Annotated in this window: 24 protein-coding genes and 1 tRNA gene; 7 read left to right on the forward strand and 18 right to left on the reverse strand. The window is 42.7% G+C overall.

From position 1 onward, the window contains the following. Nucleotides 1–7: 7 nt before the first annotated feature. The 16 genes from GTU69_RS00750 to GTU69_RS00825 all read right to left on the reverse strand — a co-directional run bounded on the left by GTU69_RS00750 (nucleotide 8) and on the right by GTU69_RS00825 (nucleotide 12,428). Nucleotides 8–295 carry a head-tail connector protein gene (locus GTU69_RS00750; protein ID WP_166166887.1) on the reverse strand — a complete coding sequence of 96 codons (288 nt, stop codon included), beginning with the start codon at nucleotides 293–295 and terminating at the stop codon, nucleotides 8–10. Next, nucleotides 276–1,550 carry a phage portal protein gene (locus tag GTU69_RS00755; protein ID WP_166166890.1) on the reverse strand — a complete coding sequence of 425 codons (1,275 nt, stop codon included), beginning with the start codon at nucleotides 1,548–1,550 and terminating at the stop codon, nucleotides 276–278. The genes GTU69_RS00750 and GTU69_RS00755 overlap by 20 nt, the downstream gene beginning before the upstream one ends. Before the next feature lie 5 nt (nucleotides 1,551–1,555). Continuing rightward, on the reverse strand, nucleotides 1,556–1,819 hold the full coding sequence (locus GTU69_RS00760) for a hypothetical protein (RefSeq protein WP_166166893.1): 264 nt from the start codon (nucleotides 1,817–1,819) through the stop codon (nucleotides 1,556–1,558). A gap of 54 nt (nucleotides 1,820–1,873) precedes the next feature. Next, nucleotides 1,874–3,199, reverse strand: coding sequence for a phage major capsid protein (locus GTU69_RS00765; RefSeq protein ID WP_166166896.1), 1,326 nt, complete (start codon nucleotides 3,197–3,199; stop codon nucleotides 1,874–1,876). Continuing rightward, nucleotides 3,196–3,810, reverse strand: coding sequence for an HK97 family phage prohead protease (locus tag GTU69_RS00770; RefSeq protein ID WP_166166899.1), 615 nt, complete (start codon nucleotides 3,808–3,810; stop codon nucleotides 3,196–3,198). The genes GTU69_RS00765 and GTU69_RS00770 overlap by 4 nt, the downstream gene beginning before the upstream one ends. Nucleotides 3,811–3,830: 20 nt before the next feature. Then, nucleotides 3,831–4,010, reverse strand: coding sequence for a hypothetical protein (locus GTU69_RS00775; protein WP_166166555.1), 180 nt, complete (start codon nucleotides 4,008–4,010; stop codon nucleotides 3,831–3,833). Next, nucleotides 4,007–5,695 (reverse strand): terminase large subunit, encoded by a 1,689-nt coding sequence (locus tag GTU69_RS00780; RefSeq protein ID WP_166166901.1) that lies wholly within the window; start codon nucleotides 5,693–5,695, stop codon nucleotides 4,007–4,009. The genes GTU69_RS00775 and GTU69_RS00780 overlap by 4 nt, the downstream gene beginning before the upstream one ends. Nucleotide 5,696: 1 nt before the next feature. Beyond that, a complete protein-coding gene (locus GTU69_RS00785) occupies nucleotides 5,697–6,200 on the reverse strand; it encodes a terminase small subunit (protein ID WP_166166904.1) in 504 nt (167 codons plus the stop codon). Nucleotides 6,201–6,499: 299 nt separating this feature from the next. Continuing rightward, nucleotides 6,500–6,670, reverse strand: coding sequence for a hypothetical protein (locus GTU69_RS00790; RefSeq protein ID WP_166166907.1), 171 nt, complete (start codon nucleotides 6,668–6,670; stop codon nucleotides 6,500–6,502). Nucleotides 6,671–7,206: 536 nt separating this feature from the next. After that, nucleotides 7,207–7,503, reverse strand: a complete 297-nt coding sequence (locus tag GTU69_RS00795; RefSeq protein ID WP_166166910.1) for an HNH endonuclease — start codon at nucleotides 7,501–7,503, stop codon at nucleotides 7,207–7,209. Further along, the gene (locus tag GTU69_RS00800; protein ID WP_166166913.1) at nucleotides 7,503–7,856 is read right to left on the reverse strand and encodes a hypothetical protein; all 354 of its coding nucleotides are present in this window, start codon (nucleotides 7,854–7,856) and stop codon (nucleotides 7,503–7,505) included. The genes GTU69_RS00795 and GTU69_RS00800 overlap by 1 nt, the downstream gene beginning before the upstream one ends. Before the next feature lie 192 nt (nucleotides 7,857–8,048). Beyond that, nucleotides 8,049–8,522: a hypothetical protein gene (locus tag GTU69_RS00805; protein WP_166166916.1), complete on the reverse strand. Its 474-nt coding sequence runs from the start codon at nucleotides 8,520–8,522 to the stop codon at nucleotides 8,049–8,051. A gap of 399 nt (nucleotides 8,523–8,921) precedes the next feature. After that, nucleotides 8,922–10,796: a DUF5906 domain-containing protein gene (locus GTU69_RS00810; protein ID WP_166166919.1), complete on the reverse strand. Its 1,875-nt coding sequence runs from the start codon at nucleotides 10,794–10,796 to the stop codon at nucleotides 8,922–8,924. Continuing rightward, nucleotides 10,793–11,701: a primase-helicase zinc-binding domain-containing protein gene (locus tag GTU69_RS00815; protein WP_166166922.1), complete on the reverse strand. Its 909-nt coding sequence runs from the start codon at nucleotides 11,699–11,701 to the stop codon at nucleotides 10,793–10,795. Before GTU69_RS00815 ends, GTU69_RS00810 begins: the two co-directional genes overlap by 4 nt. Next, nucleotides 11,701–12,195: a phage regulatory CII family protein gene (locus GTU69_RS00820; RefSeq protein ID WP_166166925.1), complete on the reverse strand. Its 495-nt coding sequence runs from the start codon at nucleotides 12,193–12,195 to the stop codon at nucleotides 11,701–11,703. The genes GTU69_RS00815 and GTU69_RS00820 overlap by 1 nt, the downstream gene beginning before the upstream one ends. Nucleotides 12,196–12,197: 2 nt before the next feature. After that, entirely contained in the window at nucleotides 12,198–12,428 is a 231-nt protein-coding gene (locus GTU69_RS00825; protein ID WP_166166928.1) for a Cro/CI family transcriptional regulator, read from the reverse strand. A 100-nt stretch (nucleotides 12,429–12,528) separates the two neighbouring features. Between GTU69_RS00825 and GTU69_RS00830 the strand changes: the two genes are divergently transcribed. From GTU69_RS00830 to GTU69_RS00860, 7 genes are all read left to right on the forward strand, one after another. Further along, nucleotides 12,529–13,170: an XRE family transcriptional regulator gene (locus GTU69_RS00830; protein WP_166166931.1), complete on the forward strand. Its 642-nt coding sequence runs from the start codon at nucleotides 12,529–12,531 to the stop codon at nucleotides 13,168–13,170. 93 nt (nucleotides 13,171–13,263) lie between these two features. Further along, entirely contained in the window at nucleotides 13,264–13,578 is a 315-nt protein-coding gene (locus tag GTU69_RS00835; protein ID WP_166166933.1) for a hypothetical protein, read from the forward strand. Continuing rightward, nucleotides 13,575–13,799, forward strand: coding sequence for a hypothetical protein (locus GTU69_RS00840; protein WP_166166558.1), 225 nt, complete (start codon nucleotides 13,575–13,577; stop codon nucleotides 13,797–13,799). The genes GTU69_RS00835 and GTU69_RS00840 overlap by 4 nt, the downstream gene beginning before the upstream one ends. 150 nt (nucleotides 13,800–13,949) lie before the next feature. Continuing rightward, nucleotides 13,950–14,198 carry a hypothetical protein gene (locus GTU69_RS00845; protein WP_166166936.1) on the forward strand — a complete coding sequence of 83 codons (249 nt, stop codon included), beginning with the start codon at nucleotides 13,950–13,952 and terminating at the stop codon, nucleotides 14,196–14,198. Nucleotides 14,199–14,200: 2 nt separating this feature from the next. Continuing rightward, the gene (locus GTU69_RS00850; RefSeq protein ID WP_166166939.1) at nucleotides 14,201–14,710 is read left to right on the forward strand and encodes a hypothetical protein; all 510 of its coding nucleotides are present in this window, start codon (nucleotides 14,201–14,203) and stop codon (nucleotides 14,708–14,710) included. Next, nucleotides 14,703–14,984, forward strand: coding sequence for a DNA-binding protein (locus GTU69_RS00855; protein ID WP_166166942.1), 282 nt, complete (start codon nucleotides 14,703–14,705; stop codon nucleotides 14,982–14,984). Before GTU69_RS00850 ends, GTU69_RS00855 begins: the two co-directional genes overlap by 8 nt. Before the next feature lie 27 nt (nucleotides 14,985–15,011). Continuing rightward, on the forward strand, nucleotides 15,012–15,353 hold the full coding sequence (locus GTU69_RS00860; protein ID WP_166166561.1) for a hypothetical protein: 342 nt from the start codon (nucleotides 15,012–15,014) through the stop codon (nucleotides 15,351–15,353). Nucleotides 15,354–15,386: 33 nt separating this feature from the next. Here GTU69_RS00860 and GTU69_RS00865 read toward each other — a convergent pair whose 3' ends face one another. Then, entirely contained in the window at nucleotides 15,387–16,412 is a 1,026-nt protein-coding gene (locus GTU69_RS00865; RefSeq protein WP_166167818.1) for a site-specific integrase, read from the reverse strand. 145 nt (nucleotides 16,413–16,557) lie between these two features. Further along, nucleotides 16,558–16,634, reverse strand: a tRNA-Val gene (locus tag GTU69_RS00870). Nucleotides 16,635–16,640: the final 6 nt, after the last annotated feature.

The following is a 16,640-nucleotide window of genomic DNA, read 5'->3' on the forward strand; positions in this document are numbered from 1 at the left end:
GACATCCTTAAATGCATAACGGCAAATAGTATGCAGACAATAGATCTTTGACAGGTTGTGGCAAAAAACCATCATTTGATGGGGTATCTTTGTCCACACCACGGTTTTCATCAAAATACCCACACATCATCAAGATTGCTCGCTGCTGGATCTTGTTTTCTGGGTCAAATTTAGTGAGTACATGATCTTTTACAGCCTGCTCAGCACTATCTAAAATAGATTGTAGGTCTAGGTTGATCATGTCGTCACTGTCATAACGCAAATGCCTGGCAACATCATTCGCTGTTAGTGCCATTGCTATCTCCTTCTGATTTACTTGCCCCTGATGCAAATGGATCATCCTTCGAATCACGCTTGGAAATTGCTTCAAGTGAGAAATTTTGTTGCTGCATATATGGTGTATCGCCACCAGTCTTTGGCATGTAATTAAATACGGCACGTGCTTCATTGGGTGCAAAAATCCCACGCTGCACACCAAGCGAATAAAAGTTCATCTGAGAAACACTATCCATTCGTAATAAGGTCGAAAGGTCCAGAAAAACTTCATAACCAAAATCTTTCAAGCCGAAAGCATCATCAAAGCAGTTTTCAATTGCTTCAATAGGACTTTGCAGGCAACTATTGAGATAGATCCGCTCCATATCTTCAACTTTTTGTCCCTGTGGAATACTGCCAATGCCAATCTTCCAGGGTGGAACATTGAATACAGAACAGCAAATCTCAGCAGACCATTTGTGTTGTTCAATCATTTGAGCATCTGCAGCCGGCATGGCCATTGCTATGTATTTCACATCACCACCCATAACAGCAGTTTTACCTACGTTCTCACCAGAGTAGTTTTGATCCCATGCTTCCTTAATTTTTTTAGCATCTTCATCTGCGATCTTTCCGGGCATTGTAAGAATGCCACTAGGCCGGCCGTTATTTTTAAAGAACTTGGCACCATATTTCTGAATAGCCACACCTTGAGCACCGGCCAGTCCGCATGCAAGGATAGGGCTAATTCCGACCAGTGGGTGGTATAGGCAATTCCATCGGTCATGAATGATCTCAGATGCAGGCAAAATGATAACCTCTTCCTGCCTAGCTAGCTTATCTATGCCGATTCGATAAAAAACATCACCTTTATCGCTAATCAAAGGAGTGACATTATCTGGGTTTAATACAATCAGCTGCTCTACATCGCCTTTAAAATTTCGAAGCTTTAATACATAGGTATTGCCGCGCGTCTCCTTGGAGATCATGTAGTATTCAAGGAACTGTTGCATAGTTTGAAAATGGTTTGGTTTTTCAAAGAATGGAAATTTTTTATCCTTAACTTTGACCCATACACCATCTTTTTTAGCTCGAAGCTCCAGTGGGAGTTTCCCAATATCCTTGGATATAATAGAAATACAGGCAAATACAGCATGAAATGAAAGCAGGTCTTCTCGATTAAGCTCAATATTTCTTTGCCATGCACCCATAAAAGGCTCAAGCACACGCCAGCTTGTATTACTATCTACGGGAGACATTGCTTTTTTACGAAATATATTGCCTAAAAAACCCATATCTCTCACCCTTTCCTTGATTTAGTGCCTTTTTTTACAGGGCTTTCAATCACAATATTTGCTTCAACCATTTCGCCAAAATCATCAATTACTGGTGTTTCATTCAAATTCATCAGAATTGGTGCAGTTTGCTGGTTATTTTCTTTAGGATTTTCATAAAGTACTGCAGCACCTAACTGAACCAATACTCGTGCCTCATAATCCTGAAGGTTTTGCACTGATCCGGCACGACCGGAGCAAAGATCTTTCAAAAATTTAACTTTTGGCATTTTTCTTACTCAACAAAAAAGCCCCTCAAACGAGGGGCCTTGTAAGTGTTTTAATTAAGCAAACTGCAGGTATGCGGCCGCATGAACGTGACGCTTTTTCCAGCGGATAAAGCGCTCTGCACGAATGGCCATCAAGTTTTGCTCAAATAGGTTGACCCATTCTGGAGCTAGGTCTGTGCCCATGTTGATTGATGCTTCGCTACTTACTGCAAAATCCAGTACATTGTCATCTGCTAGCATAATTTCACCTGGTACAACAAGAACAATCTTATCTGGAGTTCCTGATGAAATTAACACTGGCAGAGTCAAAAGATATTTAGCACCATTCAGATTCATGTCTTCAAAGTACTTTTTGCCCAAAGCGTCACGCATAATGCTGAGTGACGCAGCACGGCTTTCGGACATCACCCAATGCGCGCCTTCCAGAGGAACATTTGCGTCTGTTAGTACTTTGATCACCTTGGCCAGATCGGCTTCAATGTCGGCACCAGTTGCACCACTGCTATCAATTTTGTTGGAATCCTTCAAAATTGATGCTGGGCTGTCATCGGTTTCAGCTTTGGTTGGGTCAAAGAAATCCGCATCAATAAACTGAGCTGTAGATTTCACAAAGTCATCACGAATGATTCGGTCTGCTTTGGGGCTGGAAAAACGCATTAATTCGTCAGATAGCAGCACAATACCCGCGACTTTTGATTTAGTCAGAGTTACTGACCCGATGGTTGGGTTTGTCGTTGGCTTGCGTTTGGTTTCACCTACCCAGCCAACACTGACAGCACCGGTCTGTTGCGGCATTTTAATGTTGAAAGGTACTTCACGCATACGAGAAGCCAACTGGTCGACAGCTGTTCGTCCACGAAGCAATTCAATGAATTCGTTGGTCAGGTTCTGGAAGTCTACCAATGCTTCACCAAACTGTTCGTTGTTTGTAGCACCAATAAGCGCTTTCTGGTTGACTGCATTTTTTACAATGTCCGGCGCCCCCCATGAATCAAGAACGTCTCCAGCCGTAACAGCACCCTTACTATTTGCAGCTAGTGCCATGGATTTCACCATCAGCGCAAAACCAATACCTTTTTCAAGGTTGCTTTCGACTTGAATAGTTTGACCTTGGGTGCTTTTGAGACCTTGCTGTGAGTTACCGCCAGCTGCTGGAGTCGTGGTATCAGCCCAGCTTGCCTGAGATTTTTGGATATCCTCAAGACGATCCAGGTTTTTCTGCATTACTGCAATTTCATCCTGAAGCTGTTTGATTTCACCCTCAGTTTCCTCACTTGGCGTAGCACCTTTTGAGATGGACTGACCTGATTTTGCAACGATCTGATCCTGGTGCGATTTAATATTCGCTTTTAATTTTGCAATTTGCTCTGCAAGTGTCATACGAGTTTTACTCCATAAGATTTGGGTGTTTCAGCAAGTTTCACTACTAGGTGTTTTGATTCTGGCTGGATTGATAGGGGTTTTTTACATGGCACAGACTTTTCTTTCTGCGGGGTTTCTTGTTGATTTGACTGATCGGTCTGGCAGAGTGTCTTAATGCCAGTGATTGTCGCTTCCTGATTAGCAGGAATCGTAACAGCTGATAATTCATACCAATCCCATTTGATAAATTTATAGCCCCAAGTACCCTGGATATCGGCCACCTCAAGACCACGGAATCCAATAGAAAGACCACGAACAAGACCAGTTTTGATACTGTCCCATGCTTCCTGAAGGCGTTTTTTCAGGTCCTCAGATTCAACCTCATCTGGCTTAACCAGCTGAATGACTACTTTGATCCCATCATCAGTGACCTGGGCCTCAACAACATTTCCAATCGGTTGGCGCTTATCGTGCTGCCATAAAAATGGCACCGGTAATGTGAATTGCGCACCCTTAGGTTCGACAACATCATCAACACGATCTGGTGTTGGTGTTGTGGCAATACCTTCAAGCCGCCACTCAGTGTCATCAATTGCTTTGACTTCAAGCAAGCTGTAAGCAAGCTTCATCGCTTCTGTACTCCTTGGTTTTATTTTTGCTGCAAGCCTGCTTTAAGTGCATCAGCCTTTTCACAAGCCAAAAAAAATCGCTCATCTATTTGAGCGATCTCTTTATTTGTTTTTCCCACTGTGGTACAGGCCCCTAAATGGTCAAGCTGATACTGGACCTGCCGGAGTTCTTCCTGTTTTTTTCGGTAATCTCTGATCATACAAAGTAGACTCCATAGCTTTGTGCACTCTGTTCAGGGTTTAGGGACATCAATGCAACACCATTAAATGTTGCAATCAAGGGGTCAATTTTCCCCTTTCCAGACTCCTGCTTTCGGATTGTCATTGCATTGCCCTGGTACACGCCCTTCGCATTACCAACACACCAGTTCATCATGCGCTGGCCGGCATGTAGGAATTTCCCTTCAGCAACTTTTCGTTCAGTTGTCTGCACATATCCAGATAATTGATAGCCCTGGGGCACACCAATCAACAGCTTAAAAGGCACCTCCTCGAGCAAACCATCTTGTAGTGAAGGCATACCAAGTTTATCCAGTCCAATTGCGGCTTTTTCGGGCAGCTTTCCTGCATCATAAATACGCTTGCATATTTGAGCAGCCTGGCGAACGTCATCACCTATATTTTTTACAATGACCAGATCACCATCCTGCTCAAAATCCTTCAAGGCAGGAGCAATTTCTTGTCGGCGTTCCAGGGCGATCGGATGGGCCCAGGCGCGGTTCCAGCAGTACCAGGTTGATCTGTCATTCTTATCTCGACCAATTACCGCCATGCCAAAAAGGTCATCAAGACCACCACCATCAAAGCCAATCGTGCATATCTCACTTAAATCCAGAATGGATTCAACAAAAAGCCTGTCCTTGTAAGCTGACAACATCCAGAAATCAGCACCAGCCCAGCGATCTGCTCGCTTGTTCATGCCAATTTCGACATTCAGATATTTAGCCAGGAAGATTTGAACTGAATCATCACCACTTTGCTTTGCCTGCTCATATTTATTTAGCAAGTAGCGGATGTGTGTAGAGCGGCCAAGATTCGGATTGGTCACATAGAAGTAATCCGGGTTCAAATAACTTTCATCATCAATCATGCTTTGCGGAAATTCATACAACAGCGGCAAGAATGATGGATTATCAATTTCCCCATCTCGCACCTTACGGGCATAATCTAATTTCTTTTTAAATACCCCAGCTGGCGGCTCATCCGACTGCGTAGACAGCCAGATCAGAAAGCCTTCTGGAAATGAAGCCATACCGCCAGTTGCTTCCTCAAGCATAGCTTCAGCATTGGCACGTTTTCCAAATATCCAAAGCTCATCTACTAGAATATATGCGCCTTTTTTACCGCCAACTGAACCTGTATCTGCTGCAACAACTGCCAAAGTAGCCCTTGTTTTTCTGTGAGTCACTGTCCTTGTATGTTCTGACACACTGAACAAGGCTGATAACTTTGGATCTTCACGAATCATGTCACGAATCGGTTTAAATGAGTTATCAGCAACCTCCTTGGTCGGTGCCAGGATGATAAATTCAGCTGAATGACGGTCATTCAAGATAATGGCCGTTAGCATAATGCCTGCAGCTAATGTTGATTTTGTATTTTTCTTACTAATCAGTAGAAAGAATTCATTGATTAAACGCTCATTTTTTTCGTAGTCATAAGCGCCAAAAATTACACCAACAAACTCAAAAACCCACTCACCTGTAACCTCACCAACCTTAGGTTTTCCAGCTACATCGACCAACGTCAGTTTTTTAAATACATTTAAAGCCATGTCGGCTTCATCTGGATACAACGGCTTGCAGGCAATCAGTGATTCTTTCGCCAGAATCTTCTTTTCCCAATCTGGGCAAGCTGTTGTCCAGATCGGGGACATTGAAGACATATCAACTCACTCTTTGCTGACCTCGTGCAGCACGCTGATTTCCAGCTGTTGCAAAGTCATTATCATTTTCTGAAACATCGCCTGCAGCATTTTCACGGCCTTGCTTAACACCCATCTCACCAACTTTGCCAAACTCATAGGGCAAAGCTGCCTTGGCCGCCTCAATCCGAACCTTCCGCTCTAGACGTGAGTTTTTATAAATTGATCGCAAAAATTCTAAAGAGTTTGTTACACTTTCCATCTCTTTGATGTCAGCTTGTATAGCAGCTTCACCTAGAGGCATAGATTCAAAAACTGCACCTGCCCCCTCTCCCCCTGATTTTAAAAGCCCGTCCAGATAGGTAATTACCTCGGGATTTTGTGCTAATTGGCTACCTTTAGATCCTGCAGACTTTTCTGAATAGCCCGCCTCAATTGCGGCCTGCTTATTTGATAACTGGCGGCCATCTTCACCAGTTTTTAATTTGGCATGAGCAAATTTTTTCATCTGTTCAGTCAAAGCCATATTTTCACCTTAAAATCTGAATATTTAAAAAAATTAACCTAAATTTATGATTTTGAATAAAAAGTTTATTTACTTTTGCTCAAAACAGGAATTTTTTTACAAATGAGAAAGGGGGGCGGTGTCCGCTGGGACCCAAATTTTTAAAAATTTATACCCCCCGCGGGGTAAGCTTCGCACCAATTAAGTGCAAAATGTTTATTTCCTTAAGGTGTTCCACGAAAACCTTAAGGAAATAAACATTCAAATATGTTCCACGGTGGTGGCACCAGGATGTAGGGCTGACCCTGGTGCCATGTCCATCAGTTCAAGATGTCTTCATCAAACCACTCTTCAGCTGGTAGGCCATTCTCTTTTTCGTACTTGACCAGATATAGATTTGGGCGGTCTAAGTATTCCGCACGACCAATGATCTTGGCGGGTCCACTGTAATTCCCAACCTTGACCACGGCTCCTAATTCAAACTTAAACATACTGTTCTCCAAAATTTTATGTAATTAAAAATCCCTGCCGTTGCCGACAGGGATTAGAGTTGCTTACTATGGTCAACTTACGTGTTAATGGCTTGCCGTCACCAAGGTCAGATCCATCTTGTACCCACCTTATCTCAACATCCTGTCGAGCATATGAACGTTCATGGGTTTTGCTTACACATGAAGCGTGCCGTCTTTCCGAGCTGCCAACATTAAGCAGTGCTAGCGTGTGCCTGCTCAGTATGTCTCTTCTTAGCAGTACCGCTTGTATACAATGCGGTCTGCTGCATGCTTGCTGCTCTTTAATACAGAGCATTCAACATCATCATCGCGGTTACTAAACCAGGATGATTTGCTTTTTGTTGGTTTGGATCTGGTGGTCGAATAACTGCGAGCCGGTGCACTGTATGATCGGGCAGATGATGAGGATACCGAACTTCCTCGACCACCACTGCCTTTAGCGTTCGCTAGTGCTGGTGGCATTGTGAACGCAATGACTACAGTTAAGACTGCTAGAAACTTCATTACTCCCTTGCTCATCGTCTGCTCTCCACTTGAGATTTCTTCTGGTGGCAAGGAACACAAAGCGACTGGAGGTTATCCATGTCATCAGTACCACCCTGGGCCTTGTTGATAATATGGTCACACTCCATTTGCATGGTGACTCGACCACACTTGCAACAGGTCCAGTTATCACGCACATGAACATCACGCTTCAGTCTGCGCCATGGACGACCGCCACGGCCCTGACCGTAATTGTCTTGACGTTGCAGTGTGGGCTGACTGCTGCTCAAGGTTGGCAGTGCGCTCCCCAGTTTTGATAATTTCGCCATCATTTCACCGTATATAATTTTGCATCCTTAGGAATTGGGTCCAGGATATCCAGCTCAGTACCACCTGTGATCCGATGGAAGCATGGTTCACACAATGCTTTCCAGTTCAGGATGTTCCAAAATTTCACCTGGCTTCCATCTGGTGGATCAATGTGCAGTACATGAAATGCCGGGCTGGTATAGCCACGCTTTGAACACTCATAGCACAGTGGATTGACTTCCAGGTATTCACTGCAAGCTTTTCGCCATGCCTTGGCCTTGTTGTTCTTTACTGGCTTGGATCTGGCTTTCTCAGCCTGATCTGCTGCCCGCTCATGGTTATCCCAAAATTCTTTACGCTCATGCTTGCCCATTTGCCTACATACCCTATAAAAAATCCCGCCTGTTGCGACCAGTGCAACATGCGGGCATAAAAAAACTGAATGCTTCAGCACAAGCATTCAGTTCAATAAGCCTTTCGGCTTTGGAGAAACTACAGCGTTTTAATTACAGTTTTCCATTGTGGTAAAAATTAACTTAAATCTGCTTTTTGGTCAATACAAAGTTTACTTAGTTTTACTGAGCTGAGTAAAAATTTTAACTTCTCCAATATGCAACTCCAAGTTCAGATCTTCCAGAATGGTTTGTATATGGAGTTTCATGTGATTTCTCACCGTAGTATCACTAAAACCACAAATTGCAGCACGCGCACGTTCAGATGGCTTATAGCTGGCAGGAACCATGCAAAACTCAGTTAAGCCAATCAATGCGATGGAATAGTGGTAGATATTATTCACCCCAGCAGCAGAAAATTGTTGCTCATACTTGCTCGCCAGGATCTGGGCAAACTTGTTGACGTTGGCCTGAGTATTGGCTTCGAAGTATTTAAGTCGGATCAATACATCCTGAAATGGCGATAAGCGAGCAAAACCCATTGCTAGCAAAACATCCTGGGCAGTCAGTGCTGGTGATCCACCGTCAATGCGATCTGCTTCATAGTTGATTGACTTTGGATTGAGTAGACGAAGGTATTTTTCCATTAAATACGCTCCTTAGCAATGGTACACATGTTTTCATTTTTAAAAACAATAACTTGGAAAGCCATGTGTACCATTAAGCCGTTTTTGTGTACCATCTTGAAAAATGGTACACACAGCAAAGCCTTATGTAGTAAAGCTTTTAAGTAAATGTTTACCATGTGTACCATTATTACAACATCTCTTACGCGAGAAAATTTTTTACCATGATTTGTATGTTTAGATTTAATAAATATATATGGCTGTGAAAAATTCCCTCGTGTGCGCGCGCGAGAAAAATGGTACACATGGTACACATTGGTGGTAAAAGTCTTATGTGGTAAGGGCTGCACGTGTGTACCATTGGTCAATAATGGTAAACACGATGGTACACATGGTACACATTTGCGCTTATTTTTATGGTTATAGCGGGCGCGGAACATCATTATTGTCACCTTGAATAGCATTGTCAAATTTTTCTATTTCTGCACCGAGCCAGTCCATTTTAAGTAATGGCTTTTCTTTGCCATCTCTATCAGTGAATGTTTCTGGTACAACCCCAATCACAATAACTTTGGTTTGCTTCTTATCGTGCGGTCTGGATGGTTTACGCCAGTGCTCCTGCTTGTCAGATGAGACAATGCCGTACTTTTTAGCCTCACCCATAAAGCGTTTAAGGCTCACAATATGCTCATTTGTGGTCTTACTCCATCGCTGATAAGCATCATAGAGCTGCATGGTAGTACAGCTGCAGTACGGGTAATTGGTTTCACCTGCGATCCACTGGGTAATGAACGTGTCATACCCTGGCCTGGTGTATTCAATAATTTCCTTTTTAGCCCGAGTCATTGGTGGCTTGGTATGAGCATTAAACCCGGTCAGATCGATTTGCAGTAGTGCAGTATAAAATGCCTGTATTGCTTCAGGGGATTCTATGTCAGCTACTACACGATCCAATAGATCTGGCGGAACAGTAGATTTTGGGTACAACACTAGAAAGCGCCGATCATTCTCTTCAATGGGCAGTGGCTGGGTGTGGTTTGATAAAAAAACCGTATTCATGTGGTTTGCTTGCTGCATTGATGATAAGAATTTTTGATGAATTGATAACTTTGAGCCAGTAATCAAGTGCTTAATAAATCCCATCATGCCGTGCTTGGTTTTATTATTGGCGATCTCTTCAAACAGGAGGAAAAGTACTTCATCTGCCCAGTCATTATACTGGCTCTCAAGGTCACGCTGGTCGAGTGTCTTGTGGTACTTTGTGTAGATTTTCTCCATAATCCCACCAAAGAAAAGTGATTTACCAGCACCGTGAATGTTACCGTGCACTAGAACTGACGTTGCCATTTTCGCCCCTTTGTGTTGCAAAGGATAAGCTAGCCAGCGAATCAACCAACCGAATGCTTCTTTCTCACCAGCTGAAAGGTGTCGAAGTAAATCTATGAAACTCTGTGACTTTTTATAGGCATCTTGAAGATTCATGAGCATATCCGGGCAATCTGGATCTGATCCTGCTTGCACTTCTAAACCTGTAAATCGGTTGATTTGGTGTGGCTTGGCCGAGTTAGTTGGATCGAAAACAAGGTCCTTATGATGGATCATGCGACGGTGTGGTGATTTAAACCAGATTTCATAATGATTTGGGAATGCCTCTCGAATTGCCACGTTTTTAATACGCTCTCGATTGACGGTATCCCACGATTCCAATGTTCCTTCTAGGTGAACATAACGGCCAATTAGATCGGTAATTTCTGAAGCACTTTGGCGGTCGATTTCGGCTTTCAATGCATCTTGGTCGATCATTTTTCGGTTGATATGTGATTGCCACTTTCCAGCAACAAGTTTACCAACCATCTTGGTGAATGCGGTTGCCTTGATCGTTTTCTTCTTAAAAGAGTCATATACATCGGTTTTTCCCTCAACCAACATGAATCTGGCCAAACACTTCTCCAGTGTAAAATCCGGACGCTCAAATTCAATAATTTCCCCACTCCCCTGTGGTTCCGGCTGGCCATGTTCCAACAGATCCGGAGCACCAGACAGATCTGGACTCATTTCAAGGTCAAAATTGTCGGGTTCTGGCCATAAATCTGGCCCAATTTCCGGATTTTGCCCTAAATTCTGGCTTGCCATTTCAAGGGGGTGTGGGGGATTTTGGTCAAAAGATGAAGATTGTTCGGAAATCCCCCGCTCGATTTGCTCGCGTACTGCCTCTATCCCTGCAGCAACATGCAGATCATTGAAATCAGATAGAAATGATGCCTGTGGCTGCTCTAAAATTTCTTCATTACTCATACGTTTACCACCTGGCTAAAATCGGGGAGAATCACTATGCCGCCTGTTGCAGCCACAGCTTTGTTGGCAGCGTTTAAGCCTGCATCTGGTGGTACTGAATGACTGTCATCATCTGCGCAGTACACCAATCGCGCATAGGGGTGCATTCCTCTGATTTCCTTGCCCACCTTGTCAATATTTCCAGAATTGAACGCGACCACTGTAACGTGGCTGGTTGCCTGACGAATGCTCGCAGCGGTGGCATAGCCTTCTGCAATGCAAATTACCTGGTCTGGCTGGGTAATTTCGCCAAGCACAAAAAAACATCCGCCAACACGACCGCCAAATAAAAAAGGCTTATGGCCATCCGCATGGATTTCCTGGATGTTCCAGATTTTCCCCTGGGCATCGAATAACGGCACAATCAGATTGCCTTTCCCATTGATCTTGCACCCATAATTATTGACCTGCTTGCGCTCCAGATAAGGGCAGTCACGGTCTACTGATTTACCAGCCCAGATTCGTGCTGCACGTTTTGATGCCGATTCCTGCTCCTTGCGCTCCTGCATTTCCGCATCACGAGCCTGTTGTTCTGCTCGTTCCTTCCATTTGCGACGGTCTTCATCAGTTACTTTGGTTTCTGTAGACAGGCCTAGTACTGCACCGACTTCTTTTAGTACTGTGGAATAATTCATATTTCGGGATTTTTCGATTAAACCGAAGCCATCGCCAGCACCACACTGATTGCAGATCCAGCTGCCCTTGCCTTGCTTGTCATCACAACGAAAGCGGTCCTTGCCACCACAGATTGGGCATGGGCCATGTTGATTGCGTTTTGCTGGCACCTGAATACCAAAAGCAGGAAATACCAGGTCTTTCCAGCGGCCAAGCGCAGCATCACGAACCTGATCAAAACTTAAATGCATTATTCACCCCGAGATTGTTTTTCAGCCATGGCCAGCAAGTTTGCAGCAATGCGGATTAGGTCAAACACATCCTTACGGATCACGGCCAGCTCATCATCACTAATGACATCATCAGAAATAGCCTCGGCAATGCTTTGTGCCAGTACGCCCTGCTCTTTCGCAAGTTTTCCGATTTTGGTCATAAATCCGTGCTGAGTCATCGGCTCAATCTTTGGCAGTTCAAACCATGCTGCATTGCCATGAATGGCGCAAATACTGTCCATGATGCGAGGGTCTTTAGTTTCAGAAAGCACTGCTTCCAGGTGGTAAATATTAGCTTTATGCGTATGTGTAGTCGGATTTATAGAGCTTCGAAAAGTATTGATATTAAATGCATTTTTTTCTGCAATTAAAGCCATCAATGAATCATCATTTGGGCGGTATACAGCAGCTTTCAGAGCCATTTCCAGTGACATAACTGATTTCTCACGACGTTCGCTAAGAGTTAGACGCATGTTTAAATTCCCTCAATGCATTCATTTTTTTTGTTTATTGCTTGGGCTAAATTTGAATTATTAGCAGAAGACGGCTTTTCAGATTTAGCTGCCAACTCTCTGATTTGGTACTCGCGTAGCAGTGGGATTTCATCTTTATCCCATTTTGCAACAGCGGCTGTGGTAATCCCTAGCTTGCTCGCAAGCTCGGAAAGGTTGCAATTTAATAACTGAATGGCTTCATCTCTAGTCATGTTACTTCTCGAAAACTAACTTTAATTAGTTTATTAAATTAGAGTTTAGTTTGTTAGTCAATAGCTAATATAAGTTAGTATTAATTAAATGAGCTTAGTTATGAGCACAGTCGGCACTAGAATCAAAAGTTTACGCAAAGAAAAAAAATTAACCCAAAAACAATTAGGAAAGCTTGCTGATGTTAGTGATGCAGCAGTAGTGCTCTGGGAAAAGGATGTAAATACCCCTAAATTTGAAAAACTCCAGCTTATTGCTCCAGCACTAAATACAACTATTGACTATATTTTGTATGGTGTGACAGATACCGGATCAAATGTTGGTGACTATAGGCCTGTCACTAGAATGCTGCCTGTTCTTTCTTATGTTCAGGCAGGGAATTGGACTAATGTGCAGTCTGTTAGCCAGCTTGACATTGAGCAATGGCTGCCAGCACCTCCCACAGCTGGAAAGAATAGCTACTATCTGATCGTCCGCGGCATTAGCAATTCACCATACTTTAATGATGGTGATTTTATATGTATCGATCCGGATATTTGCATTGAACATGTGCAGACTGGAGAGATGGTAATCGCTGAATGTGACGGAGAATCAACTTTTAAGGCACTAATAAAGGATTATAAACAGATGTACTTAAAGGCATTAAATCCAAACTTTCAACCCAACATTATCGAGTTAAAGGAAAACTGCGTTTACAAAGGAAAGTACGTGGGTAAGTTTGAGCCAAGCAAAAAGTTTATTTAAATTAGCAAAAACAAAGTTTAGTTAATTTTCTATTGACACACATACTGAGTAAAGTTAGTTTATTAAAACAAACTTTACTTAGCAGGTGCTGTCATGAACAAGCAATTTCAACCCGTCGATCAGTTCGACTCTATCATTCGCTCACGCTTATTTGCCGAAGATTTTGGCCAACCCCAAATCAAAGATGAAAACTGGTACAAGAGCCGTGCCACCAATCAAATCAAGAATGCGATTCAAGCCATTCTAAATGCCACAAATCAACATGATTTTACGACCGCTATCGCTCAAGCAAATGCATTCATTGATGCAGCCTTAAGCTATGAGTTTATTGACATTTCAGAAAAATCTAAATGGCTAGATGAAATGGCTGCAGCCGTACGCACTCAAATGATTGTGGAGCCGGCATGAAGTTAATTGATACTCCTGAAAGCCTTGTGCCGGTGCAGTCTGTAATTGATTCATGGCCAAAGCTTTCTCGCAAAAAAGAATCTCATCCATGCCAGGACAAGTGTCCAAATTTTACGGATGAACAGTGCTGTCACTGTTTAATTCAGGATAAAAACGAACTAATAAGTGATGAGCAGAAATTCATTAACCGTGCCATTGAATCAATTGAGGAGATTTCATAATGCTGCCTCAGTACGGTTATCTAGCTGTTTTCGTGTTTATCATTGTTCCATTTATTCTTTTTGTCACATTTTTTGTTGCGCTAATTAAAGAAAGTAAGCGGCTAGGAAAATGTTCTGACGTTATAAAAAATTGATTAAGGAGTCCATCTCATGACTTCATATTCTGAACAACTGCAAGATCCGGTTATAGCCCACCAGATTGAAAGCAGACTAAGTGGCTATATTGCACAGTCTTATACACGTGCAGGTATGCAACCACCGATTCCAGTGCTAAACAATGGCGTATTCATTTATGCCGACACACGTGCAAATAAAATCATTAAACATATGCGCAATGCTGTTCATCTGCATGCGGCTTTGCTTGATGATTTAGAAAAAAATGAAAGTGAGGGTGACTAAGAATGAACAGCAACTTAGCCCATGATATTTACATTAACCAGGGCAAATCTATTTCCCTTGCCAACCAAGTCAATGACTTCTTGCTTGCACAGGGCAAATCAGAACCAACTCAAATTCCTTTTGGCCAGTCTGGATACCTGCAGCATTGCAAGGAAAATAATATTGATCCGAATCAATTTTCCCTAGGTAGCCAGATGACTGCTGCAGTTCAAGAGACCTTTGCCAATAAGAAAGAAAAGATGCTGCCGAATCCGCCTAGAAAAGAGGTAGTTTTACGTGAGCATATTGAAGATATTAAAAACGATGATGAGCGCCTGGTCTTTAATCGTCATGCACGAAAACAAGCCTGGGAAGCTGGTAAAACCACATTTATCGGAATGTGTACCATTCATAAGGAATATGTGTTCTCAATCAGAATGAATGGATCTAATCATCGCTGTACTGCATGTATTGCGCAGTCAAACAAGAAGAGTAAAGCATTGCAGAAAAATGAGGCTTTGAAAAATGGCTGAGTTTATTGTGACAATTGAGGCGGATTCAGCACCACAGATTGTACTTGGTCAGCAGGTCTTTGGCGGTACTGTTACCGCCTTGAGACTTGAATCTCGTAAACTGGTGACTGTTGCAGACCTGGTGAAAAAATACGGGCTGTCTGATGAAACCATTCGTACTAAATGTATCTCTATCAACCAGGGCAGCAATGGAAAACATCTTTATGATCCAGAGGCTGCTGATGCTCTGCTTAGAAATGCCAAAGTCCGACGTGGACCAAAGCGTAAGAATTAAAAACTAAACATAGGAATTATCATGAACATGTCGCGTCAAAATGAACAATTGAAAGAGATTGTGAGCTATCTTCTGAAAAACCCAGCCATCACGATTCAAGAGATTGAAAATCAGGTTTTGGTTCATGGCGGTATCATGAAGCTGCAAGGTGGGGATGAGAATCACGGAACTTATAGCATTTTTCGAAAATACCATAAATCGCAAATAGACATTACAAAGTGCCATTGTGGCCATATCCACTTACTGGAGGATATGTGCATTAAATGTCATCCAGACTGGGCTGTAACATTTTACAAGGATGGCTCAATAAAATTAAATCCTGATTTCACTCAATCACTTCAAGAAGATGATTTAGGTCTCCCGTTTTGACTGCAGAAAACCCAATGCCCGCGCCATGCGGGCTTATTTTTGCCCATTAAATGCCTCAACCAGATCCTCTGCATTTGGGTTGTAATAAGTGTTTACCAGTACATCGATTTTCTTATGGCCAGTAATTTTGGCCAGAACTTCAACTGGCAGCTTTCGGACCCGAACCATGCGTGTGATCGCCTCATGCCTGGTATCATGAAAATGCAGATTCAACAAACCAATTTCAGCCTTTCGTTTCTCCCACATCAATCGAAATGCATTTTCTGACTGGGGAATAATCTTACGGCCCGTATGCTTAATCAAACTTAAAAGCGCTTTAGCCTCCCCGGATAATGGCACCACACGTGGCTCCCCATTTTTGGTTTTTGGCAGATGGATATAGCCGTCATATATATCTTTTCTTTCCATTGCCAGCAACTCACCACGACGTAATGCCGTCTCAATAGCAAATAGAAAGCCCCAGGCAACATAATGTTGTGACAGTACCGGCTCAGTTCCCATTTCATAATCTAATGCTTTAAGCATCAATTCAATTTCTGAGGCATGGATACGACGCGCCCTGGCTTTAGGCTTTTTGGGTTTGGTGATCTGCATCCATGGATTTTCTTCCAGAAGAAAGAGTTCTTTTTGGGCGTAGGTAAACATCGCACTGTAATGTGATATTTCCTTAAGGACAGTATTTTCACCAACTTCTTTGAGGCGTTTATTGCGCCAGTTGGTTAAATCTTTTGGAGTGATGTCATAGATTGACTTTTGTGCCAGTGCACCAAATTTCATTTCAAAGTTTTTATGCTGACCAGTGATCCAGGCGCGAGATGATTTTGACGGATTGTGTTGGCCAACATCGTCATAGTATTTATTGTTTAGGTCCCGGAACATGAATTTCGGCTTGAGTTCACCTGTTTCTATTTTTGTCTGAGCCTTAAGTTCTAATAATTTTAATGCAGCCCATTGCTCACACTCTTTTTCGGTATCGCGGGTGCAATAGTATCTTGTTCCCAGGTATGAAACAGTAACGGTATAAGTTTCACCACGTTTTCTAGGTTTTGGTAACTTCATCTTGTCGCAGATTTGTCGCAAAAGGCTAGGAAATATTGCCATTTTTTGCCAATTTTTCCAACTATGCCAATTAATAAAAGCGACAAACAGGCAAAAAAAATGACCTATAAGCATTTGATTTACTTATAAGTCATTGATAAATATATGGTAGGTATAAGCAGACTCGAACTGCTGACCTCTACGATGTCAACGTAGCGCTCTAACCAACTGAGCTATACACCTAAGTAT

It is taken from the genome of Acinetobacter sp. SA01, from assembly GCF_011319235.1.
Lineage (GTDB): Bacteria > Pseudomonadota > Gammaproteobacteria > Pseudomonadales > Moraxellaceae > Acinetobacter.